The 22,238-nt window shown below is 71.5% G+C and carries 20 protein-coding genes, 1 tRNA gene, 1 pseudogene and 1 CRISPR repeat array; of the genes and pseudogenes, 15 read left to right on the top strand and 7 right to left on the bottom strand.

The window, feature by feature from the left end:
- The 6 genes from ADY01_RS36320 to ADY01_RS14860 all read left to right on the top strand — a co-directional run.
- A partial coding sequence (locus ADY01_RS36320) for a transposase (protein WP_420715711.1) occupies positions 1 to 396 on the top strand: 396 nt, incomplete at its 5' end.
- Positions 397 to 798: 402 nt separating this feature from the next.
- Positions 799 to 1,692: an IS982 family transposase gene (locus tag ADY01_RS14875; RefSeq protein ID WP_049572250.1), complete on the top strand. Its 894-nt coding sequence runs from the start codon at positions 799 to 801 to the stop codon at positions 1,690 to 1,692.
- Between the two features lie 71 nt (positions 1,693 to 1,763).
- Positions 1,764 to 2,189: a CRISPR direct-repeat array (repeat unit 30 nt; unit sequence GTTCCTCATCACCCCTAGAGGGTTCGCAAC).
- A 139-nt stretch (positions 2,190 to 2,328) separates the two neighbouring features.
- Positions 2,329 to 3,450, top strand: coding sequence for an IS630 family transposase (locus tag ADY01_RS14870; RefSeq protein WP_049572247.1), 1,122 nt, complete (start codon positions 2,329 to 2,331; stop codon positions 3,448 to 3,450).
- 163 nt (positions 3,451 to 3,613) lie between these two features.
- A complete protein-coding gene (locus ADY01_RS39120) occupies positions 3,614 to 3,772 on the top strand; it encodes a hypothetical protein (RefSeq protein ID WP_159001222.1) in 159 nt (52 codons plus the stop codon).
- Between the two features lie 456 nt (positions 3,773 to 4,228).
- Positions 4,229 to 4,771, top strand: a complete 543-nt coding sequence (locus ADY01_RS40565; RefSeq protein WP_234320236.1) for a hypothetical protein — start codon at positions 4,229 to 4,231, stop codon at positions 4,769 to 4,771.
- A gap of 47 nt (positions 4,772 to 4,818) precedes the next feature.
- Positions 4,819 to 5,775 (top strand): TRM11 family SAM-dependent methyltransferase, encoded by a 957-nt coding sequence (locus tag ADY01_RS14860; RefSeq protein ID WP_049572241.1) that lies wholly within the window; start codon positions 4,819 to 4,821, stop codon positions 5,773 to 5,775.
- Positions 5,776 to 6,079: 304 nt separating this feature from the next.
- Here the strand turns inward: ADY01_RS14860 and ADY01_RS41565 are convergent, their stop codons facing one another.
- Positions 6,080 to 6,949: a hypothetical protein gene (locus ADY01_RS41565; RefSeq protein ID WP_324612942.1), complete on the bottom strand. Its 870-nt coding sequence runs from the start codon at positions 6,947 to 6,949 to the stop codon at positions 6,080 to 6,082.
- Here ADY01_RS41565 and ADY01_RS41560 point away from each other — a divergent pair.
- Positions 6,830 to 7,072: pseudogene (locus ADY01_RS41560) on the top strand (recombinase family protein); the annotation flags it as partial. The gene ADY01_RS41565 and the pseudogene ADY01_RS41560 overlap by 120 nt on opposite strands.
- An 81-nt stretch (positions 7,073 to 7,153) precedes the next feature.
- Here ADY01_RS41560 and ADY01_RS40560 read toward each other — a convergent pair.
- Complete coding sequence (locus ADY01_RS40560; protein WP_159001220.1) at positions 7,154 to 7,867, bottom strand: hypothetical protein; 714 nt, start codon at positions 7,865 to 7,867, stop codon at positions 7,154 to 7,156.
- A 37-nt stretch (positions 7,868 to 7,904) separates the two neighbouring features.
- Positions 7,905 to 7,980: transfer RNA gene (locus ADY01_RS14845), tRNA-Arg, on the bottom strand.
- Between the two features lie 290 nt (positions 7,981 to 8,270).
- Between ADY01_RS14845 and ADY01_RS14840 the strand changes: the two genes are divergently transcribed.
- The 7 genes from ADY01_RS14840 to solA all read left to right on the top strand — a co-directional run bounded on the left by ADY01_RS14840 (position 8,271) and on the right by solA (position 17,490).
- Positions 8,271 to 9,845, top strand: coding sequence for a GTPase domain-containing protein (locus ADY01_RS14840; protein ID WP_078900316.1), 1,575 nt, complete (start codon positions 8,271 to 8,273; stop codon positions 9,843 to 9,845).
- A 59-nt stretch (positions 9,846 to 9,904) separates the two neighbouring features.
- A complete protein-coding gene (locus ADY01_RS14835; protein ID WP_053170848.1) occupies positions 9,905 to 11,707 on the top strand; it encodes a GTPase in 1,803 nt (600 codons plus the stop codon).
- A gap of 251 nt (positions 11,708 to 11,958) precedes the next feature.
- Complete coding sequence (locus ADY01_RS14830; protein ID WP_234320235.1) at positions 11,959 to 13,299, top strand: thioester domain-containing protein; 1,341 nt, start codon at positions 11,959 to 11,961, stop codon at positions 13,297 to 13,299.
- A gap of 236 nt (positions 13,300 to 13,535) precedes the next feature.
- Positions 13,536 to 15,200 carry an energy-dependent translational throttle protein EttA gene (gene ettA, locus ADY01_RS14825; RefSeq protein WP_049572231.1) on the top strand — a complete coding sequence of 555 codons (1,665 nt, stop codon included), beginning with the start codon at positions 13,536 to 13,538 and terminating at the stop codon, positions 15,198 to 15,200.
- A 1-nt stretch (position 15,201) separates the two neighbouring features.
- Positions 15,202 to 15,630: an acyl-CoA thioesterase gene (locus ADY01_RS14820; protein ID WP_107081730.1), complete on the top strand. Its 429-nt coding sequence runs from the start codon at positions 15,202 to 15,204 to the stop codon at positions 15,628 to 15,630.
- Positions 15,627 to 16,292, top strand: coding sequence for a hypothetical protein (locus ADY01_RS14815; RefSeq protein WP_049572228.1), 666 nt, complete (start codon positions 15,627 to 15,629; stop codon positions 16,290 to 16,292). Before ADY01_RS14820 ends, ADY01_RS14815 begins: the two co-directional genes overlap by 4 nt.
- Before the next feature lie 10 nt (positions 16,293 to 16,302).
- Positions 16,303 to 17,490 (top strand): N-methyl-L-tryptophan oxidase, encoded by a 1,188-nt coding sequence (gene solA, locus ADY01_RS14810; protein WP_049572225.1) that lies wholly within the window; start codon positions 16,303 to 16,305, stop codon positions 17,488 to 17,490.
- A gap of 10 nt (positions 17,491 to 17,500) precedes the next feature.
- Here the strand turns inward: solA and ADY01_RS14805 are convergent, their stop codons facing one another.
- Complete coding sequence (locus ADY01_RS14805) at positions 17,501 to 18,916, bottom strand: sialidase family protein (RefSeq protein WP_159001218.1); 1,416 nt, start codon at positions 18,914 to 18,916, stop codon at positions 17,501 to 17,503.
- A gap of 117 nt (positions 18,917 to 19,033) precedes the next feature.
- On the opposite strand from ADY01_RS14805, the gene ADY01_RS14800 reads away from it, so the two are divergent.
- The gene (locus ADY01_RS14800) at positions 19,034 to 19,420 is read left to right on the top strand and encodes a globin (RefSeq protein WP_049572223.1); all 387 of its coding nucleotides are present in this window, start codon (positions 19,034 to 19,036) and stop codon (positions 19,418 to 19,420) included.
- A gap of 25 nt (positions 19,421 to 19,445) precedes the next feature.
- Here ADY01_RS14800 and ADY01_RS14795 read toward each other — a convergent pair whose 3' ends face one another.
- Genes ADY01_RS14795 through ADY01_RS14785 form a run of 3 tightly spaced genes read right to left on the bottom strand, consistent with a single transcriptional unit; the run spans position 19,446 to position 22,139 of the window.
- The gene (locus tag ADY01_RS14795) at positions 19,446 to 20,510 is read right to left on the bottom strand and encodes an ABC transporter permease (RefSeq protein WP_107081729.1); all 1,065 of its coding nucleotides are present in this window, start codon (positions 20,508 to 20,510) and stop codon (positions 19,446 to 19,448) included.
- Complete coding sequence (locus ADY01_RS14790) at positions 20,507 to 21,241, bottom strand: ABC transporter ATP-binding protein (RefSeq protein ID WP_049572220.1); 735 nt, start codon at positions 21,239 to 21,241, stop codon at positions 20,507 to 20,509. Before ADY01_RS14790 ends, ADY01_RS14795 begins: the two co-directional genes overlap by 4 nt.
- 28 nt (positions 21,242 to 21,269) lie before the next feature.
- Complete coding sequence (locus ADY01_RS14785) at positions 21,270 to 22,139, bottom strand: FHA domain-containing protein (RefSeq protein WP_420715712.1); 870 nt, start codon at positions 22,137 to 22,139, stop codon at positions 21,270 to 21,272.
- Positions 22,140 to 22,238 lie beyond the last annotated feature (99 nt).

Genomic DNA, 22,238 nt, shown 5'->3' with positions numbered 1-22,238 from the left:
CGCCGTCACCGGGCCGTGGAGTTCAAGAAGTTCCTGGTGAAGATAGACAAAGCCGTACCGGCCGAACTCGACGTCCATCTGATCTGTGACAACTACGCCACCCACAAGACGCCCGCGGTCAAGGCGTGGCTCGCTCGGCATCCCCGTTTCCACACCCATTTCACACCCACCGGCTCCAGCTGGATCAACCAGGTCGAGCGATGGTTCGGGCACCTGACCGACAACCTCATCCGCCGCGGCAGCCACACATCCGTGCAGGCCCTCGAAGCCGACATCCGCAGCTGGATCCGGACCTGGAACGAGGACCCCAAACCGTTCACGTGGACCAAGACCGCCGACGAAATCCTCAACTCCTTAGCTGAATATATCGCCAGGATTTCCGGCGCAGGACACTAGAGGGTTCGCAACATCCTGTCGAGATTGGTGCGGCGGGGTTTTTGTGTTCCCGTTCCTCATCACCCCTAGAGGGTTCGCAACCCGACGCGCAGAACGGCATGAGCCTGCCGGAGGCCCGGGGGTTCCTCATCACCCCTAGAGGGTTCGCAACGCGGCGTCCGGCAGCCACATGCAGCCGGGGGGCGCCGTTCCTCATCACCCCTAGAGGGTTCGCAACTGGAAACAGACGGGCACACCATCCGCGGTGGTATGCAGTTCCTCATCACCCCTAGAGGGTTCGCAACCGCTTCCGGAGACGGGCGACGGGCGGGAGCTGCCGTGTTCCTCATCACCCCTAGACGAGTAAGTCCTATGTCTGGGGCCGGTGATCAGGCATGAGGAGAGGGTGTTCAAGATCATGTTGTGACGCAAGACCTGAACACCCTCTTGACCGCACTGTACGTGAAGATCGATGACGAGATCGGAGGGATCCGGTGGATGGGCAGGCCACCTCGCCTGAGCGACTCCGAGCTCGTCTGCCTCGCGGTCGCGCAGGCCGTGCTTGGTTTCCACTCCGAAACCCGCTGGCTGCGGTTCGCCCGCAAACACCTCACCAGCATGTTCCCCTACATCCCTCAGCAGTCCGGCTACAACAAACGGTTGCGAGCAGCGTTGCCGCTGGTCAAACGGATCACCCGGGAGTTGGCCACGGACACGGCCTTCTGGTTCGACGACGTGTGGATCACCGACTCCACCCCGGTGGAGTGCGGCCGGTCCCGCCCCACGGTCAAGCGCTCACAGCTGGCCGGCTGGGCCGGCTACGGCTTCTGCCGCTCGCACAGCCGGTGGTATTGGGGCCTGCGGCTTTTCCTCGTCTGCACCCCTGCCGGCATGCCGATCACCTGGGCCCTGGCCAGCCCAAAGATCGACGAGCGCGAGGTGCTGGCCGCGATGCTCGACCGCGAGCCGCAACTGACCGCCGACCGACCTGGACAGCTGCTGATCGCGGACAAGGGCTTCGCCTCCAAGGAGTTCGAATCCGACCTGGCCAGCCGAGGTGTCACCCTGTTGCGGCCATCGTTCAAGCGGGAGAAGACCCGGCCGGGCGAGCCGATGCTGAAGTCGGTCCGCCAGCTCATCGAGTCCGTCAACGACACCCTCAAAGGCCAGCTCGGGCTGGAACAGCACGGCGGCCGGACCTTCGAAGGCGTCGCCGTCCGCGTCGCCCAGAGAGTCCTGGCCATGGTCACCGCGATCTGGCACAACCACCACACCGGCGCATCCACGACCAGGTCGCTTATCGCCTTCGATCACTGATCACATAGGACTTACTCGTCTAGAGGGTTCGCAACCGCTCCGCGCTTCCCAGTCCCTTGGAAGGGGTGACTGGTTCCTCATCACCCCTAGAGGGTTCGCAACATGTCTCCGGAGGTCGCACGCGGGGTCCTGGTGCCCGTTCCTCATCACCCCTAGAGGGTTCGCAACCCGATCGGGCAGGTTCTACATGCTCACGGGAACGCTGGTTCCTCATCACCCCTAGAGGGTTCGCAACGTGGTGCCAGAACAGCTGGTTCCCGAGGTACTTCGCGTTCCTCATCACCCCTAGAGGGTTCGCAACACGCAAATGGGCCCCCTCCGGGGAGGGGGCCTATCGTTCCTCATCACCCCTAGAGGGTTCGCAACGGGGACAGTCATGACCGAGCAGCCGCCAGAGTTCACGTTCCTCATCACCCCTAGAGGGTTCGCAACCGGCCAGCAGCGTGGGGGGCAGGACACCGGTGCGGGTTCCTCATCACCCCTAGAGGGTTCGCAACACGGGAAGCGGAGCGAGCTCCTCGACCTCCTGGTGTGGGGTTCCTCATCACCCCTAGTGCTGTGACCGGGAAGGTTCACGGGTTGGTGGTCGTGGCGGTTGGATGGGCAGTGACGTTTGTTGCGACCGCTGGAGGTGTGGTGGCCGAGCCTGTGCGGGTGCGCAGACTGACCGATCAGGAAGGGCGGAAACTGCAGCAGATCGTGCGCCGGGGCAGCACCAGTTCGGTGCGCTACCGGCGGGCGATGATGCTGCTGGCGTCCGCCGGCGGGAACCGCGTCCCGGTGATCGCCCAGCTGGTCCAGGCCGACGAGGACACGGTGCGGGAGGTGATCCACCGGTTCAACGAGATCGGCCTGGCGTGCCTGGACCCTCGGTGGGCGGGAGGCCGTCCCCGCCTGCTCGATGATGATGAGGAGGACTTCGTCGTCCAGACGGCCACCACCCGCCCCGCCCGGCTCGGGCAGCCTTTCACCCGCTGGTCGATCCGCAAACTCGCTGCCTATCTGCGCCGTGTGCCCGGCCATATGATCCGCATCGGCCGTGAGGCCTTACGGTGCCTGCTCGCCCGCCGCGGGGTGACCTTCCAGCGCACCAAGACGTGGAAGGAATCCCCCGACCGCGAACGCGACGCCAAGCTCGACCGGATCGAGCAGGTGACCCAGCGTTTCCCGGACCGGGTCTTCGCATTCGACGAGTTCGGCCCCCTGGGGATCCGGCCCACCGCGGGGTCGTGCTGGGCGAAGCAGGGCAGGCCCGACCGCCTGCCGGCGACCTACCGCCGCACCCACGGCGTCACCTACTTCCACGGCTGCTACTCGGTCGGCGATGACCGGCTGTGGGGCGTCAACAACCGCCGCAAGGGAACCGCGAACACCCTGGCAGTCCTGAAATCGATCCGTGCGGCCCGCCCGGACGGGGCCCCGGTCTACATCGTCCTGGACAACCTGTCCGCCCACACCGGAGCGACGATCCGCCGCTGGGCGGACAGGAACAAGGTCGAGCTGTGCTTCACCCCGACCTACGCCTCCTGGGCCAACCCGATCGAAGCCCACTTCGGCCCGCTGCGGCAGTTCACCCTGGCCAACTCCCACCACCGCAGCCACCCCGCGCAGACCCAGGCACTGCACGCCTACCTGCGCTGGCGCAACGCCAACGCCCGCCACCCCGACGTGCTCACCGCCCAACGCCGAGAACGCGCCCGCATCCGCAGCGAAAAGGGCATCCGCTGGGGCAGACGCCCCCTCACACCCGCAGCCTGACCAACCCGGCAACCTAAACGGCCACAGCACTAGCTACTCGCTGCGTCATGCTGCGATTCCCGGCGGAACACCCCGTCGGTCGCCCCTCCCACGAAGGAGCTCAGCATGTCCCAGCACCACCCTGGCCTCAGCTTCCGCACCGAGCCGGACACGCGACCGTGTCATGGGTGCGAGCACCCAAGTCCAGCCAGAACAGGAACGGTCGGCCTACCTCGAACTGCGGATCGGCGGCCTACAACTGCGGGCTCCGCGCCCCGGCCTCGCAGCCGTCATCGGTGTCACCATCGCGCTGCTCACCGCGATCACCAACTACCTGAGCTGAACGCCTCCCGCGGCCGGCGGGAGACCGCCTGCTCCCGCCCGGCCGAGCCGACCGAAGGGCACCGTCCTGCCCCGGCTCCGGCGTGGCCTGCACACCCTGATCCGGCCCGCCCGCCGACGCCGATAACGGCGTCGCGGAGCTGGGGGTACGGGCCCGAAGGCTCGCGTGATCCGGCCGTGGTCAAGCGACGGCAGATCGGTCTGTGACCAGCGACTTCGCCAGAGGGGCAAAGGGTCCGTTCGGGGGAACTACCGGCTTGGTGACGACACAATGCACGCTGTGAAGTCTCTATAGAGGTGTCAGCGCGAATCACATGAGACCTTGCCGGGCGCCCTTGCTGGAATGACCCCTTCATATCAGCGCCCCGTTCGTGTCACCGCGGGCCCTCCGCCCACCGTCTGGCTTGCTCCCGCTGTATCCAGCGGGGCGAGCGGTGAACCCGCGCACCCGGATCTTGTGGTCCCGAGCTGGGCCATCAGCCGGATCCGCTACGAGTTCGCTCGCCAGCCGGGAGGCGAGTCGAGGCCGCTGCTGCACCTCGACATCGCCGACGCCGAAGCGGGCATGGACGCCCGTGCCCGGCACCTGCCGACGAGCCCGGTTTCGGGAACGCCAAGGGGGTGGCCAGTGGTCCTCGCTCAGCTACCTCCCGAATTGGCGGTGGCCACTGAACCGGGCGGGCCGTTCACCGGCGGGGCGGAGGAGGGGCTGCCGGGCTTCTTCTACCGCGTCCACCGTCTTCTGCGGCGCGGCGGCATCCTGCTGACCGCGTGCCGTCAGCAGCACCGCGAGAACGGTGAACTCATCGACCCGTGTGGCCGGCTGATCGCCTGTGCCCGCGCCGCCGGGTTCGTCTATCGGCAGCACATCCTCATCGTCCACGCCACCGCCAGCGGCAACCGCCTCCACCCCACCGACGACGCCCCCGACGTGAGCACGACTCCGGCGTGGCGCCACCGGCCCATCCACACCGATCTCCTGCTCTTCGCCCCTGCCTGAACCACACCGCACCGCTCGCAGCCCCCGAACCCAAGCAGGAGACGCTCGTGCCGTACTCGGTGTGGAACACCGCCCCCACCTCCGCCCCTCACCAGCGCCAGGGCCGCTACCTGCCCGGCAGCTCCGCCCACCCCGCCAAGATGCTCCCGGCCATCGCCGCCCACGCCATCCGCCGCTACACCCAGCCCGGCGATCTCGTCCTGGACCCGATGTGCGGCATCGGCACCACCCTCGTCGAAGCCATCCACCTCGGCCGCCATGCCGTCGGCACCGAGTACGAACGCCGCTGGGCCGACGTGGCACGCGCCAACCTCCATCACGCCATGGACCACATGCGCGCAGGCCGGGGAGAAGTCGTCCAGGGCGACGCCCGCCACCTCGACACCCTCCTCGACCCCTCCTACCGAGGCGAGGCCGCCCTGGTCGTCACCTCACCACCCTACGGCGACTCGGCCCACGGCCACGTCCGCTCCACCGGCGAGACCGGCACCCCAGGAGTGACCAAGCGCAACGCGCGCTACGGCCGCGACCCCCGCAACCTCGCCCACGCCAGCACCGACCACCTCCTGGCCGCCTTCACCCACATCCTCCGACAAGCCACCCTCTTCCTGCGCCCCGGCGGAACCGTCGCCGTCACCGCCCGCCCCTGGCGCCAACGCGGCGAACTCATCGACCTCCCCACCGCCGTCCTCGCCGCAGGCCGCCACGCCGGACTCATCCCCGTCGAACGCTGCGCCGCCCTCCTCGCCGGCATCCGCGACGACCACCTCGTCCTGCGCCCCTCCTTCTTCCAGATGAAGAACATCCGCGACGCCCGCCGACAGGGCCTCCCCCTCCACCTCATCGCCCAGGAAGACGTCCTCATCTTCCGCAAGCCCGGAACCCACACCCCCGCCCGCACCCAGCGCACCCGACCCCGGCGGTCGACACCGTCCCGCACCCGCGTCCGCACCTGCGCGGCAGCTCCCCGTCACGGGCGCCCGGACGCGGGGGCCGGGCACTGACCGGCTTCTCCCGCCACCCGGGAAGCCGCCGCGCGACATCAACGGCCTCCACGTCAGCGGAACGAGACTCGGTGCAGACGGCACAGGCAGCCGCGGTGACGGCCGCTGAACGCTCCGGCGACCGGACGGAAAAGGGCCCCGTGCGGACGGTCCGCTCTGTGCCCCCATCGAGCTACGGTCCACCACGTATTCGCAGGTCAGGGGCGCCTGCTGTGAACTTCGAGGTCGTCCTGGCCACCGGCGAGGAGGCCCAGACGCTGCGCGCGCTCCAGGGTCACGTTCTCGTGGAGGTCATGACATGGATTCAAGAGCACCGGGGACGCACCCGGGGGAGCTTCTCCTCGCCGCACGCGGACCCCGCCCCCGACCTGGAGGAGGTAACGGCCCAGGGGCCGGCGCCGGACTGACTCGGCTGATCTTTCTGGGCCGCACCTCGACCGAGGACAAGCAAGACCCGACGATCTCCCTCCCACGCCAGGTACGCAGCTGCCAGTCGATCCTGCCGCCGGGCGTCGTGATCGTCGGCTTCTACTACGACATCGAGTCCGGCCGCAAAGACCTGGCCGCACGGGGGCACGGGCGGGGCCACGAACGCTTCGACATCCCCGTGCCCCGCGACGGCGGCATCCAAGACCTCCTCGCACTGGCCGAGACTGGCGAGCCCCGCTTCGATGCCGTCATCTGCGAATCCATCGAGCGTGTGGCCCGCCGCACGTACTTCGGCACACTCATCGAGCATCGTCTTGAGGCCGCCGGGGTCCCCCTGCTCGCCGCAGACGAACCGGTCAACTTCACCGGCTCGCGCACAAGGAAGGCCACACAGGTCCTCACCCGCCGGGTGAAGCAGGGCGTGGCCGAGTGGTACGTCCTGGAGATGCTGGAGAAAGCCTGGGGCGGCTTCGAAGAGCACACCATCCAGGGCTACAACGTCGGCAAGCCGCCTTATGGCTACGCCGCCGACCACGTTCCCCATCCCGTCCCCGCCCGGCGCAGCGAAGGCAAGGTCAAGATCCGCCTCACCCCCGACCCACCCTGCGCCCCGGCCGTCCGCAAGATCTTCGAATGGCGGACCGTCGAACGCCTCAGCAGGCGGGCGATCGCCGACCGCCTCAACGAAGACCTCGACGTCAACCCTCCGCCGTGCCCGCCGGACCCGGCCAGGGCGGTCGGCCACTGGACGCAGTCCAACGTCCGAGACGTTCTCACCAACCCCAAGTACACCGGGCACATGGTCTGGAACCGGCGCGCCAGAAAGACGCGGGGCGGCAAGAACAACCCCATCGAGGACTGGGTGTGGTCACCACAGCCGACTCACCCCCCGCTCGTCTCTCTGGACACCTTCGTCCAGGCCCAGTCCGTGGGGGAGCTGCGCGAACGCTCACGCAGCGAGCCCGGCCCGAACACCGCGCACCCCCAGACCGCCCGCACCTACGCCCTGCGCTCGTTCCTCTTCTGCGCCATCTGCAACCGCCGCATGTTCGGTAAGAACAGACGGGACACCAGCTTCTACGTCTGTGCTCCCAAACCCGGCTATATCCCGGAGAACCACCCCAAGAGTCTGTGGATCAAGGAAGCCTTTCTCCTGGATGCCCTTCACTCCTTCTTCGCAGAGCGCGTCTTCGGACCGGACAGGCGCGACGCGCTGGCCGCTGCGCTCCCAGCGTCCGACGAAGCGGACAGACACCGCCACGCGGAACGTGAGAAGGCCCTGTGTGCGGCGCGTGCGGACCTGACCCAGCGGCGCGACCGTCAGTTCCACGTCCTGGAGCTCGCCGACGACCCCGACCGGCGATTTGTTCACGGGGTTCAGGCGCGCGTCGCCGAGCTCGATGAGCGCATCCGGATCAAGGAGAGCGAGATCGTAGATCTTCGCCGAGCGGCACCTGCCCGCCAGGACCCTGCCCTCATTGACGCCCTGCCCGCCGGACGATGCGAGGTCGCGGCACTCCCGGACGCCATGCGCCGACGGATGTTCGAAGCCTTCCGGCTCCAGATTCGCTACGACAAGGCCACCAATAAGGCACACTGTCGAGTGATTCTCTGTGCTGACACCATCACCGCCACCGCCCGGACCGCCGAGCACGCCATGCACGCCGCCCAGACCAGCGCGGCTTCGTTTCCCATCTGTGTGGTGCCCCCGGCAGGACTCGAACCTGCGGCCAAGTGCTTAGAAGGCACCTGCTCTATCCACTGAGCTACGGGGGCCGGTATCGGTCATGGCGTTGGGACGGTGCCCCCTTGGTGACCTCGCCGCGCACAGGATAGGGCTTCGAGGGGGTGGTCCCGGTTGCTTCACCGCAACACCGTGGTGTGGAGATCCAGTGAAGCCGCCCTGATAATCGCAGGCGCCCGCTGAGTGCGCAGCGATTTTGTGGGCTCCCGCGGGCGGTGTTGCGTACTCGTTATGCCCGGGGTGCGCCGCCCGGGGTCCGGCTTGGGGCGGCGTTCGGCGGAATATGCTTTGGAAACAGCGCCAAATTGGGCATTCTGCGCATGTGGCGATCTTGGACGCACGGCCCGAGCTGCTGGACGCGCTGACCCTTCTCAGGCAGCGACTGGCTGCCGCGCGCTTCCCGCTGGAGCTGCCCGGTGCCGAGCGCGCCCGGCGGTCGTGCGCGGAACTGCTGGCCCAGATCGACGGGTATCTGCTGCCACGCCTGCGCCAGCCGGACGCCCCGCTCCTCGCCGTCATCGGGGGGTCCACCGGAACGGGAAAGTCCACGCTGGTGAACTCGCTTGTGGGCAAGCGCGTCAGCGAGGCCGGGGTGCTGCGCCCCACCACCAGGATGCCCGTGCTCGTCTGCCACCCCGACGACCAGCAGTGGTTCGCGGGCCGGCGGGTGCTCCCGCAGCTCGGCCGCGTGGTCGGGCCCCGGCAGGAGAGCGACGGGCCGGGCGCCCTCGCCATCGTCGCCACCCGCACGCTGCCCGCCGGACTCGCCCTGCTCGACGCCCCCGACGTCGACTCGCTGGTGGAGGGCAACCGCGACCTGGCCGCCGATCTCCTCTGTGCCGCGGACATCTGGGTCCTGGTCACCACCGCCGCCCGCTACGCCGACGCCGTTCCCTGGCACCTGCTGCGCAGCGCCCGCGAGTACGACGTGACCCTCGCCACCGTGCTCGACCGCGTGCCGCACCAGATCGCCGCCGAGGTCGCCCGCCACTACGGCGCCCTGCTCGAACGGTCGGGGCTCGGCTCCATCCCGCGGTTCACCGTGCCCGAACTGCCCGAATCCGCCGGTGGTTCGGGGCTGCTGCCCGCCACCGCCGTCGCCGCGCTGCGCGCCTGGCTCGCCCAGCGCGCCCAGGACCCGGAGGCCCGCGCCGCCGCCGCCGCTCGCACCGCCAGGGGCGCGCTCGGCTCCCTGCGCGCCCGCGTGGCCGAACTCGCCGGGGCGAGCGCCGCCCAGTACGCCGCCGCCGTCCGCCTCGACCAGCGGCTCGACGACGCCTACGCGGAGGCCGAACGCCGGGTCCGCGCCTGCCTCGGCGGGGGCGGGCTGCTCACCGGCGAGGCCCGCGCCCACTGGCTGGCCTTCCCCGAGGACGTCAGCGGCGAGGAACTGCTCGACTCCCTCTGTCAGGCGCTCACCGGCCTGCTGGTCGAGGCCGTCTCCGCCGCCGACGAGCACACCACCGCGGCCTGGGACCGCGAGCCGGGCGCCCCGGTCGGCGGCGAGGACCACGACGGGGGCGTGCGTGAACGGATCGGGGTCCTCGTCCGGCGGCTGCGGCGCTGCCTGGAGGAACTGGCCGAGGAGGCGCGCATCGCGGCGGGCGCGCGCGGGGACGAGACCGACGACGGGGAGACCGCCGCGCTGCTGGCCGGGGCGCTGCTCGGCGGCTCCACGGGGAACCTCGCCCAGCAGACGCTCGCCGGGCTGCTCGGGCCCCGCCACGCGTCCCGGCTGAGGGAGGACGGCGCGAAGCAGGTGCGCGGCTGCGTGGACCGCGCGCTCGCGGGGGAGCGCAAACGCCGCGCCGCGCCCCTGCACGCGCTCACGATCACCGCCGAGCCCCAGGTCGAGCTGATCGCCGCCCTGTCCGGCGTCCGCGCCCAGCACGCCTAGGGACGGCACCGGCGTCAGAAGGCACCCCGCAGGAAACAGCCAGGAGGAGAGGCACCGTCATGGCCGAAACGCACGTGGACCTGCCCGCCGGAAGCGGCACCGGCACCCGCACCCGCACCGGCACTCACGCCGGCACCGGCACCGAGGCCCGAAGCGAAACCGGCACCGGCACCGGCACCGGCGAGGCGCCGCCCGCCGCCCCTCTCCCCGTCGCCGCCCCGGCCGAGGGGGCCGCGGGAGGCGGCGCGCTGAAGGCCAGGCTGGGCGCGTTGCGCGAGTTGGTCGGCCTCTCCAGGACCCGCCTCGACGACGAGGTGCTGGCCGAGGCCGGGCGGGTGCTCGACGAGGCCGCGGCCCGCGACCGGCTGCCCACCGTCTACACCACCGTCGCCATCGCCGGGGCGACGGGCAGCGGGAAGTCCACGCTGTTCAACGCGCTGGCCGGGGCCCAGCTCTCCGAGGCGGGGGTGCGCCGCCCCACCACCGCCACCGCGGTCTCCTGCACCTGGGAGGCGGGTGACGAGGAGACCCCCGACGGCCTGCTGGAGCGGCTCGCCATCCCGGCCAGGGCCCGCCGCCGGGCCCACGTGGTGGACACCGCGCTGCGCGGCCTGATCCTGCTCGACCTGCCGGACCACGACTCCGTCGACACCGCCCACCGCGACCAGGTGGACCGGCTGCTCGCCCTGGTGGACGCGGTCATCTGGGTGGTGGACCCCGAGAAGTACGCGGACGCCGTGCTCCACGAGCGCTACCTCGGCGCGTTCGCCGGACATGCCGACGTCTCGCTCATCGTGCTCAACCAGGCCGACCGGCTGCCCGACGAGGCCGTGGACGCCGTCCTGGACGACCTGCGGCGGCTGCTGGACGAACGGGGCGTGGCCCTCGGCGAGCACGGCGAGCCGGGCGCCGGGGTGCTGGCCGTCTCGGCGCTCACCGGCGACGGCGTGGCCGAACTGCGCCAGCTCGTCGGCGAGTTGGTGGCGGCCAGGACCGCCGCGGCCCGGCGGCTCGCGGCCGACGTGGACGGCGTCGCCCGGCGGCTCGGCCCCGTCTACATCGCGGACGGCGCCGAGGCCCCGGTCGGGCTCACCACACGGGCCCGGGAGGAGTTCGAGGACCGCCTCGCCACCGCGGTCGGCGCCCAGGCCGCCGGGCGGGCCGCGGAGCGCGGCTGGCTGCGCCGCGCGGACCGGGCCTGCGGAACGCCCTGGGCGCAGGCCGTCCGCAGGCTCGCCATCCACCAGGCCGAACGCCGTGGCGAGCCCCCGGCGCTCGCCGCCAAGCGGCTGCGCGCCGCCTCCCCGCCCGTGGTGGCCAGGGCCGCCGTCGAGCAGGCCGTGCGCCGGCTCGCCGCCGACGCCTCCGACGGGCTGCCCGAGCCCTGGGCCAGGGCCGTGCGGGACGCGGCCAGACACGGCGCCGAGGAGCTGCCGCGTTCGCTGGAGAGCGCCCTGAACGAGCACCCGGCCGGCGCCCTGCCGCGCCCCCGCTGGTGGTCGGCGGCCGGGGCCGGGCAGGCGGTGCTGCTGGCCGCGCAGTTCCTCGGGCTGTGCTGGCTGGTGACCGCGGTGGTCGGGCAGCCGGTGGTGGGGCGTTGGCTGCCGCTGGCCTTGCTGCTCGGCGGCTCGGTGGGCGGGCCGCTGCTGGCCTGGGGCGGCGCCGCCGCCGCCCGGGGCCCGGCCCACGCGTGGGGCAGGCAGGAGGAGTGGCGGCTGCGGCGGCTCGCGGCCGACCGCGGGCACAGCCAGGTCCTGGAGCCGGTGGCGGCGGAGCTGATGCGCTACCGGGAGGTGAGGGAACGTTACGTCGTCGCGGCGTCGCCCAGCGGTGGTTCGGAGGTGTCCCCAACCATCCGGTAATGTCCGTGCATTGCCGGGCGGTCGAGGCTGCCGTGAGGTAACGATTCCCCCATGGAATGTGTAAGTCGGGGGCCCAGCGGGGACTTTCCCCAACCGCCTCTCTACGATCCAGCGTACGCACGGGGATAGTGATGAGCGTGCGGCTGCCCGATGCGGCTGCTGCGCCCTGTGATTCCGTGGAGGGGACACACATGATTTCTGCGCGCAGGCGGGTAGCCCCCCGCCTCGCTGCCACGGCAGTCGCCACCGGCATGTTCGCCGCCGGTGCGATCGCGACGGGCGGCCCCGCGGTCGCCGACGAGACCCCAGGCGGCGTCATCGCCACGCTGGACGGTCTCGAGATCGCCGAGACGGTCGATGTGACCATGCCGAATGGCCAGGAGCACTCGATCCAGGGTGGGCTGTTCAACCTGACCGCCGACGACGGCGGCACGTTCCAGACCTACTGCATCGACTTCAACACGCCCGCCCAGAACGGGACGGCGTACCGGGAGACCGGCTGGGACTCCTCGACGCTGCACGAGAACCCCGAGGCCGGACGGATCCACTGGATCCTCCAGAACTCCTACCCGGTCGTCAACGACCTCGCGGGGCTCGCGGGCTCCGTCGGCGCCGAGTCGCTGACCGAGACCCAGGCCGCCGCGGGCACGCAGGCGGCGATCTGGAACCTCTCGGACGGCGTGGACGCCGTTCCGGAGAACGAGAACGCCGCGCTGCTCACCGAGTGGCTGCTGTCGAGCGCCGAGGACGTTCCCGAGCCGAACGCGTCGCTCGAACTGTCCCCGTCGCAGGTCTCCGGCGAGCCGGGCCAGATCATCGGCCCGGTGACGGTCAACACCACCGCCGAGTCGGTCTTCGTCACCCCCGACGCCGCCGCGGCGGAGCAGGGCGTGACCATCGTGGACGCCAACGGCGAGTTCATCGCCGAGGACCAGGCGGTGGCCAACGGCACCGAGCTGTACTTCTCGGTGCCCGCCGACGCCGAGCCCGGCACCGCGGCCCTGACCGCGACCGCCAGCTCGCAGGTCCCGGTCGGCCGTGCCTTCACCGGCATCGACGTCCCGACGCAGACGCTGATCCTGGCCGGCTCCTCGGAGTCCTCGGTCACGGCCGGCGCCTCCGTCAACTGGGCCGGCGAGGGCGTTCCGTCCGTCGCGGTGACCGCCGAGCAGATCTGCGCCGAGGGTGGCGTCGACGTCACCGTCGACAACACCGGTGACGTGCCGTTCGAGTTCGAGCTGGCCGGCGAGACCGTCGAGGTCGCCCCGGGCTCGGCCGAGTCCGTGCTGGTCCCGGTCGAGGACGGCCAGGCCTACGAGATCGAGATCGCCCACCCGGTGGAGGGCGAGGAGCCGTGGCTGTTCACGGGCGTCCTGGACTGCTCCACCGAGGACAACCCGGACAACGAGCCGGCCCCGGCCTCGACCGGCGGCAGCGGCGGCGACGCCGCGGATGACGGCCCCGACCTGGCCGAGACCGGCAACAGCGGCGGCAACCCCGTCATGATCGGCGGCATCGCCGTGGCGCTGCTGGCCGTGGGCGCGGGCGCGGTGCTCTTCATCCGCCGCAAGTCCGCCACCGCGGGCGAGTGACACCCTGACCGAGCGCGGCGCGAGCCGGGCTCGATCGCACCACCGCACCACCGCACCACGAGGGGCGGGCCCTTCACCGGGCCCGCCCCTTCGCGCTGCCCGCCCCTTCGCGCCGCCCATGCCGGACCGGGGCGGACGCGGCTCCGGGCCACCGGTTTCCGCCGTGGCGCGGACATGCGGCAGGATGGATACACGTGCCCGCCCCACCCACTGACTGATCTGCCGGACGGTTTCTCTTGGCTGAGTACATCTACACCATGCGCAAGACGCGCAAGGCCCACGGCGACAAGGTCATTCTCGACAACGTCACCCTGAGCTTCCTGCCCGGCGCCAAGATCGGCGTCGTCGGGCCGAACGGCGCGGGCAAGTCCACCGTGCTGAAGATCATGGCGGACCTTGAGCAGCCCTCGAACGGCGACGCCTTCCTCACCCCCGGCTACAGCGTCGGCATCCTCCTCCAGGAGCCCCCGCTGAACGAGTCGAAGACCGTCCTGGAGAACGTGCAGGAGGGCGTGGCCGAGACCAAGGGCAAGCTCGACCGGTTCAACGAGATCGCCGAGCAGATGGCGACCGAGTACACCGACGAGCTCATGGAGGAGATGGGGCAGCTCCAGGAGCAGCTGGACCACGCCGGCGCCTGGGACCTGGACGCCCAGCTGGAGCAGGCCATGGACGCCCTGGGCTGCCCGCCCGGTGACTGGTCCGTGACGACCCTCTCGGGCGGCGAGAAGCGCCGCGTCGCGCTCTGCCGCCTGCTGCTGGAGCAGCCGGACCTGCTGCTCCTCGACGAGCCGACGAACCACCTGGACGCCGAGTCGGTCCAGTGGCTGGAGCAGCACCTCGCCAAGTACCCGGGCACCGTGGTGGCCATCACCCACGACCGGTACTTCCTGGACAACGTGGCCGAGTGGATCCTCGAACTGGACCGCGGGCGCGCCTATGTCTACGAGGGGAACTACTCGAAGTACCTGGAGACCAAGCAGACCCGGCTCAAGGTCGAGGGCCAGAAGGACGCCAAGCGCGCCAAGCGGCTCAAGGAAGAGCTGGAGTGGGTCCGGTCCAACGCCAAGGGCAGGCAGGCCAAGTCCCGTGCGCGCCTGGCCCGTTACGAGGAGATGGCGGCGGAGGCCGAGAAGACCAGGAAGCTGGACTTCGAGGAGATCCAGATCCCGCCGGGCCCCCGCCTGGGGAACGTGGTGGTCGAGGTCGACAAGCTGCGGAAGGCGTTCGGCGACAAGGTGCTGGTGGACGGGCTGTCGTTCACCCTCCCGCGGAACGGCATCGTCGGCGTCATCGGTCCGAACGGGGCCGGCAAGACCACCCTGTTCAAGATGATCCTGGGCATGGAGCAGGTGGACGCCGGCCTGGTGCGCGTCGGCGACACCGTGGACATCTCCTATGTCGATCAGTCCCGGGCCAATATCGATCCGAAGAAGACGCTGTGGGAGGTCGTCTCGGACGGTCTCGACTACATCAACGTCGGCCAGGTCGAGATGCCGTCCCGCGCCTATGTCAGCGCCTTCGGCTTCAAGGGCCCGGACCAGCAGAAGCCGGCCGGGATCCTCTCCGGCGGCGAGCGCAACCGGCTGAACCTGGCGCTCACCCTCAAGCAGGGCGGGAACCTGCTGCTCCTCGACGAGCCGACCAACGACCTCGACGTCGAGACGCTCTCCTCCCTGGAGAACGCGCTGCTGGAGTTCCCCGGCTGCGCCGTCGTCGTCTCCCACGACCGCTGGTTCCTCGACCGCGTCGCCACGCACATCCTGGCGTACGAGGGCGACTCGCGGTGGTTCTGGTTCGAGGGGAACTTCGAGTCCTACGAGAAGAACAAGATCGAGCGGCTCGGCGCGGATGCGGCCCGCCCGCACCGCGCCTCCTACAAGAAGCTGACCCGGGGCTGACGTGCGGTACGTGTTCCGGTGCTCCCTGCGCTGGTCGGACATGGATGCCTTCGGGCACGTCAACAACGTCGTCTTCCTGCGCTATCTGGAGGAGTCGCGCATCGACTTCTTCTTCCGGCTGGCGCGGGAGGCGGCGGCCGACGCCTTCACCGGCGGCTCCGTGGTGGCGCGGCATGAGATCGACTACCTCAAGCCGCTCGTGCACGGACCGGATCCGGTCGCGATCGAGCTGTGGGTGATCAAGATCGGTGCCGCGTCGGCCACGCTCGGCTACGAGGTGAAGGACGGCGCCGCGGTGTACGCGCGCGCCTCCACCGTGATCGTTCCCTACGACCTGGCCCAGGGCAGGCCGAGGCGGCTGAGCCAGGTGGAGCGCGGCTTCCTGGAGAGGTATCTGGACGACACGGCGGGAAGTGCCCCGCTCGCATGACCCCACCGCAAGGGCTCGACTTCGCGGTGCCGGGCGAGGCCGGCGACCTCGCCGCGTTCCTGGGCCGCCAGCTCCGCTGGGACAGGACCGCCGCGGCCCGGATCAGGGCCGAGGGCGAGGTGATCGCCGTGTTCACCAGGCCGGCCCGCTTCGGCGTGCTGGCCGTGCGGCCCTGCCGCCTGCTCCGCCCGGCCACGCTGGACATCACCGTCGCCGTGGGCGCCCTCCTGGAGGCCATCGACGACGAGCGGGGCATCGTCGCCGTGCCGGAGCCGGTGACGGGACCCTCCTGGGCGGGGGTGCTGCCGCCGCGCGGCGGCTGGCGCGCGCTGGCCGAGCTGGAGCACGCGCCGGTCCGGGACGCCGTCGCCGCGGTCGTCGCCGAGTTCCGGGCCCGCAGCGAGAGCCTGCCCGAGGGCGAACGCACCCGCGCCGCGCTGGAGGCCCTCGCCGAGGAGATCTGGTCGCGCACGCTGCCCGGCACCGCGCTCCCGCTGCGCGCCGCGCACGCGGCGCACGCGCTCGGCTTCCTGCCCGCCTCCGCGCCGGTCAAGCTGCTGACCGGCGGCCCCTGGCTGCGGCTGGCCACCCCCCTGGGCTCCACCGTGGTGCGGCGCGCCGGAAGCCCGACGGGCCTCGCCGTCACGCCGCTGAAGGGATGAGAACGGGATCATGCCCCCCGCGCACGGCGCCCACGGCGTCCACGACGTGATCGTGATCGGCCTCGGCGGCATGGGCAGCGCCGCCGCCGACCACCTCGCCGCGCGCGGCGCCCGGGTGCTCGGCCTCGAACGCTTCGGCCCGGCGCACCACCAGGGCTCCAGCCACGGCGGCTCCCGCATCGTTCGCCAGACCTACTTCGAGGGCACCGCCTACGTTCCGCTGCTGCTGCGCTCCTACGAGCTGTTCGAGCGGCTGGAACGCGCCACGGGCCGCGACCTCTCGCTGCTCTGCGGCGGGCTGGTGATCGGCGACCCCGAGGGCCCGATGGTGCGCGGCAGCCTGCGGGCGGCCGAGGACTTCGGCCTGCCGCACGAGCTGCTGACCGCCGGCGAGGTCAGGCGGCGCTACCCGACCCTGACCCCGGGCGAGGACTTGGCGGCGGTGTTCGAGCCGCGCGCCGGTCTGGTGCGGCCCGAGGAGACCGTGACCGCGCAGCTCGAACGGGCCACGGCGGCGGGCGCCGACCTCCGTTTCCACGAGCCGGTGACCGGGTGGGCCGAGCTGCCGGGCGGCGCGGGCGTCCGGGTCACCACGGCGGCCGGCACCTACACCGCGGGTCACCTGGTGATCTGCCCCGGCGCCTGGGCACCCCGGCTGCTGGCGGATCTGGGCCTGCCGCTCACCGTGGAGCGGCAGATCATGTACTGGTTCGAGCCCGAGGGCGGCACCGGCCCGTATCTGCCCGAGCGCCACCCCGTCTACCTGTGGGACGGCGCGGACGGGCCGGGCGGGCACGACGACCGCACGCTCTACGGGTTCCCGGCCATCGACGGTCCGGGGGGCGGCGCCAAGGTGGCGTTCTACCGGCAGGGCGAGCCGACGACCGCGGACACGGTCGACCGCGCCGTCCGCCCCGAGGAGGCTGCCGAGATCGCGGACCACGCCGCGCCCCGGCTCCCCACCCTCGCCGGGCGCCTGCTGCGCGCCGTGACCTGCCTCTACACCAGCACCCCTGACGACGACTTCGTCATCGCCCGCCACCCCGCCCACGCCTCCGTCTCGGTGGCCTGCGGGTTCTCGGGGCACGGCTTCAAGTTCGTTCCCGTGGTCGGCGAGATCCTGGCCGACCTCGCGCTGACCGGCGCGACGGCCCACCCCATCGACCTGTTCTCGCCCGCGCGGTTCGCCGCCTCCTAGGCCCTGGGCCCTAGCCCGGCGGGGGGCGGCGGATCGGGGACCAGCGCGGTGGTGCCGAGGGCGTGCGGCGGTTGACCGTGGCCGCGGCCCTGACGGCGGCGGGCCCGCGGTCCGTCGAGCCCCAGTACGGGGCGCTCCGCGGCGTGGGCGGTGCGTAGCAGAACCCGTGACGCGGGACGCCCCCGTCGAGCGAGGCCACGGTGAACGCGGTGAACGTGATCGTTCCGTGCGGACTGTTCCCGCCCGTCTCGTAGAGGATCCCGATCTCGCCGGTGATCAGTTCGGTGAGATCCGAGTATCCGGCGCGAGCGAAGTTGATCGAGGTCGCCGTGGTCTGCCAGGTCACGCCCTCGTCGTAGGAGGAGCGGATCGTCATGGTCCTGCGGCGGGTGGCGATCTGCGGAACGGGCCTGGCCGGGGCGGAGAGCACCAGCCGGTTGCGCGGATCCCCCTCGTCCGTGGCGCGCAGGCGCAGCAGCGAGGCGTAGACGGGCGGGGCGGCGAGCCCGGGAACGGGCGCGAACCCGCCACCGGCGAACGTCGCTCCCCCGTCCTCGCTGCGCGCCGCCAGCCGGTGACGGCCCGGATCCGGCTGCGAGGTGCGGGCGTTGACGTAGACCGAGCCGTCGACCAGCTCCACCACGGTCAGCTCGCCCGGGTGCGGCTCGTCCCGGTCGGCGTCGTGGACCGCGCCGAGCCGCCAGGTGACGCCGCCGTCGTCGCTGTAGTAGAGCTGCGCCCCCGACCTGCCCGCCGCGGTGTCGTGGTCGCCCGCCACGATCAGCCGCCCGGCGTGCGGGCCGCGACGCAGCTGCACGCCGTGGCCGGGACCGACCGAGACCCACGTCCAGTCGGTGGGCTTCAGCGGCGCCTGGACGCCGCCCGCCGTCCACGTCAGCCCGTCGTCGCCGCTGGAGAGGCTGTGCAGGGACCGCGGTCCGCGGACGCGCTCGCCGTCCTCCCACTCCCAGCCGTTGTGCGCGAACAGCAGCGAGACGCGGCCCGAGACCGCGTCCACGACCGGCACCGGGTTGCCGAAGCCGCCGTCGGTGTGCCGCCCGCGCAGCACGGTCATGGCCCCCCAGGTCCTGCCGCCGTCGGTGGACCGCTTCACCACCAGGTCGATGTCGCCCACGTCGCCGCAGTCCGTCAGCCGGGCCTCGGCGAAGGCCAGCAGGGTGCCGCGGGGGGTGGTGACCACGGCGGGGATGCGGAAGCAGGCGTACCCCTCGGCGTGGTGCTCGAACGGCGTCGAGAGCGCCGGCTCGGGCGCGGTCGGCGGCCGGCGCGGGGACGGGGTGCCCGTGGCGGGGGCGGAGGACATCACGGCCCAGGCGACGGTGGCGAGGAGGACGGTCCAGGAGAGAGCGGAGGGACGCGGCCGTCGGAACGGTCCTCGGCGGGAGCGGTTCTCCTGGCCCGGCATGGGCGGAGCGTACGACAGCGGGGCTGCGTCCACGCGGCCCGCGGTGGACGGGCAGGTGGCCGGGGGGTAACGCGACCGGCCGCGGGGGCGCTTGCGGGGGTCTGCGACCATGGGAGGGTGACCGAGCAGCAGCAGTCGTTCTATGAGCAGGTCGGGGGCGAGGAGACCTTCCGCAAGCTCGTCCGCCGCTTCTACGAGGGCGTCGCCGGGGATCTGGTCCTGCGGCCGATGTACCCGGAGGAGGACCTGGGGCCAGCGGAGGAGCGGCTGCGGCTGTTCCTCGTGCAGTACTGGGGCGGCCCGCGGACCTACAGCGACAACCGCGGTCACCCGCGCCTGCGGATGCGCCACGCGCCGTTCACCGTGAACCGCGAGGCGCACGACGCGTGGCTGACGCACATGCGCGACGCGGTGGACAGCCTCGGGCTGGCGCCCGAGCACGAGCGCGAGCTGTGGAACTACCTGGTGTACGCGGCGGCCTCCATGGTGAACACCCCCGACTGACCCCGCCCCCGCCGGGCGGACGGGCTCAGGCCGTGTCCCAGCGGAAGAGGCGGGCCGCTATGGCCGTCACCACGGCCGTGAACAGCAGCAGGCCGCCCATCACCGGGAGGGCCGCGCCCCAGCTCTCGCCGCGGGAGAGGACGTCCATCATCGACTCGTTCAGATGCTTCAGCGGCATCACCGTCGAGACCGCGTTCAGCCAGGACGGCATGTCGTCGGTGGGGAAGAAGGAGCCGGACAGGAACGCCATCGGCATGATCACGATCTGGAGGGCCCCGTTGGCCGCCTCGTCCGAGTTGGCCCAGGCGCCTATGAGCAGGCCGATCGACATGAACGCCATCGTTCCGCACGCGACGAGCGGCAGGCACAGCCACCAGGAGCCGGACAGCTGGAGTCCGTAGTACGGGATCGTGGCGATGGCCAGGAAGATCGCCACCTGCACGAACGACAGCGCCAGGCTGACCCCGATCCGCGCGCTGATCACCGTGCTCGGCTTGATCGGCGCCAGCCACAGCCTCCGCAGGATCCGCTTCTTGCGCCAGTTGACCAGCGTGAACGCCGACATGAACGACGCGCCCATGGCCACCGCCCAGCCGAGCAGCCCCGGCGTGAGGAACTGGATCGCCTTGACGGAACGATCCTCCACCCGCTCGGTGGCCAGCGTGAACGCCGGCTCCTGGCCCGTCTCCGCGACGTTCGCGCTCTGCACGATCGACTGCATCAGGCCCTGGACCGTGCCCGCCCGCGCCGCGTCGGCGGCGGAGTAGCGGAGCTGGATCTCGCCGTTCTCCTCCCAGACCACCGCGTCCACGTCGCCGTCGCTGACCTCCTCCAGCGCCGCCTCGCGGTCGGCGGACCTGGTGACCTCCAGCGCGTCGCCGAGCGCCGCGAACCCCTCCGCGCCCATGTCGTCCAGGATCGCCACCTCGCCGATCTGGATGACACTCGACCGCGGCGCCGACTCGTTCTGGAAGAGCGCGCCGAACAGCGCGAGGAACATCAGCGGGAAGATCAGCATGAAGAAGACGGCGGTGCGGTCCCGCAGCAGCCCCAGGACCATGGCCCGCGAAAGGCTCTTGAACGCGCTCACTCGCGGTACTCCCGTCCGGTGATCTGGAGGAAGACGTCCTCCAGGGTGTCCACGCCCAGCTCCCGGATCAGCTCGGCCGGGGGGCCGACGCGCAGGATCCGGCCGGCGTCCATGATGGCGACGCGGTCGCAGAGCAGCTCCGCCTCGTCCATGTAGTGGGTGGTGAGGATGACCGTGCGCCCCGTGGAGTTGATCCCGCGCAGCAGGTCCCAGAGGTTCCGCCGGGCCTGGGGGTCGAGCCCGGTGGTGGGCTCGTCGAGGAAGACCAGCTCAGGGTCGTGGACGAGCGCGCAGGCGATGGAGAGGCGCTGGGCCTGGCCGCCGGAGAGCTTGTCGTCGCGGACGTCCCGCTTCTCGGTGAGCCCGACCGTCTCCAGCATCGCGTCCGCCCGCTGGGGCGGGACGCCGTAGAGGGCGGCGAAGGTGTGTATCTGCTCGCGGGCGGTGAGCTTGTCGAAGAACGCGGACGCCTGGAGCTGGACGCCTATGCGCCGCAGCAGGCGCGGCTTGCGCGGCCAGGACGGCTCGCCCAGGAGCCTGGCCGTCCCCTCGTCGGGCTCGCGCAGCCCCTCGACGATCTCCAGCGTGGTGGTCTTGCCCGCCCCGTTGGGTCCGAGAATCCCGTAGAACTCGCCGCGGGCGACCTCGAACGTCACCCCGTCCACGGCTTGCACGTCCCCGTACCGCTTGCGCAGTCCTTCGACCGCGATCGCGGCGGTGTTGTCAGTCACTCGGGTGATAGTAGTGCCGGGTGGGGTGTCAGCCGCGATAAAGGGTCAGCGTCGTCCAGGCACCGATGTGGATACGGTCGCCCTCCTGGAGCGGCACGGGGACGTAGGGCTGGATCGGGTCCTCGGCCCCGTTGACCGTGGTGCCGTTGGTCGAGTCCTGGTCCACCACGGCCCAGCTCCCGTCCGGCTGCTGGACGAGGAGGGCGTGCTGGTGCGAGACGCCGGGGTCCTCGGGCGGCTGCCCCAGGTCGATGTCGGGGGACTCGCCCGTGGACTGGCGGCGGCGGCCGATGGTCACCTGCGGCCCGGCCAGCCGCACGTGCTGCTCCGGCGCGTAGGACGGGAGCGTCAGCTGCGCGGCCTCGGGGCCCGAGCGGTGCATCATCGCCGTGAAGTACCCGGGGTCGGGGCCCACGGTCACCATCCAGGCCGCGTTCTGCTGGTGTTGCTGGTGCGGGGGCTGCTGGTGCGGCGGCTGATGGTGCCCGGGTTGCTGGTGCGGCGGCTGCTGGTGCGGGGGCTGCTGCATGCCCGGGTAGCCGGGCGGGGCCTGCTGCGGGGGCATCTGCTGTCCCATGGGGTGGGACATCGGCTGCTGCATCGGCGCGCTCGGCGGCGGGAGGACCCAGTCGCCGCTCTGCTGCGGGGGCCCGGACGGGGGCGCGGTGGGCCCCGGGAATCCGTAGCCGGCCTGGCGCTGCTCGGGGCCGGGACCGCCGCCCGGCGGGACGGGCGGTATGTAGGTGGTGGGGGAGTTCGTCAGGAAGTTGTACCGGCAGCCCTCGCAGAACGGCGCCTGCGCCTCGCGCGGCGTGCGGCACTGCGGGCACAGCTCGCCCTGCTGGACCGGCGGGATCGGCGCGGTCGAAGGACCGGTGGTGCTACCGCTGCGCTGCACCTGCTGGCCGACGCCCGCGTTGGCGAAGCTGCTGATGTCACGCGTGGAGCCGTTGTACAGGTTCACGACGCCCGGACGCGCGACCGAGCTGTCGTAGCG

Source organism: Streptomyces sp. SBT349 (genome assembly GCF_001083795.1).
GTDB lineage: Bacteria > Actinomycetota > Actinomycetes > Streptomycetales > Streptomycetaceae > Streptomyces.
The sequence above is the reverse complement of the archived record's forward strand: the minus strand, read 5'-3'. Positions and strand labels throughout refer to the sequence as shown.

What these genes read in the sequence shown, in the direction of transcription:
- ADY01_RS39120 (WP_159001222.1), top strand. Translation starts at nt 3,614, where the DNA reads ATGGGTGCGAGCACCCAAGTCCAGCCAGAACAGGAACGGTCGGCCTAC.
- ADY01_RS14830 (WP_234320235.1), top strand. Translation starts at nt 11,959, where the DNA reads ATGTTCGCCGCCGGTGCGATCGCGACGGGCGGCCCCGCGGTCGCCGAC.
- ADY01_RS14805 (WP_159001218.1), bottom strand. Translation starts at nt 18,916, where the DNA reads ATGCCGGGCCAGGAGAACCGCTCCCGCCGAGGACCGTTCCGACGGCCG.
- ADY01_RS14815 (WP_049572228.1), top strand. Translation starts at nt 15,627, where the DNA reads ATGACCCCACCGCAAGGGCTCGACTTCGCGGTGCCGGGCGAGGCCGGC.
- solA (WP_049572225.1), top strand. Translation starts at nt 16,303, where the DNA reads ATGCCCCCCGCGCACGGCGCCCACGGCGTCCACGACGTGATCGTGATC.
- ADY01_RS14835 (WP_053170848.1), top strand. Translation starts at nt 9,905, where the DNA reads ATGGCCGAAACGCACGTGGACCTGCCCGCCGGAAGCGGCACCGGCACC.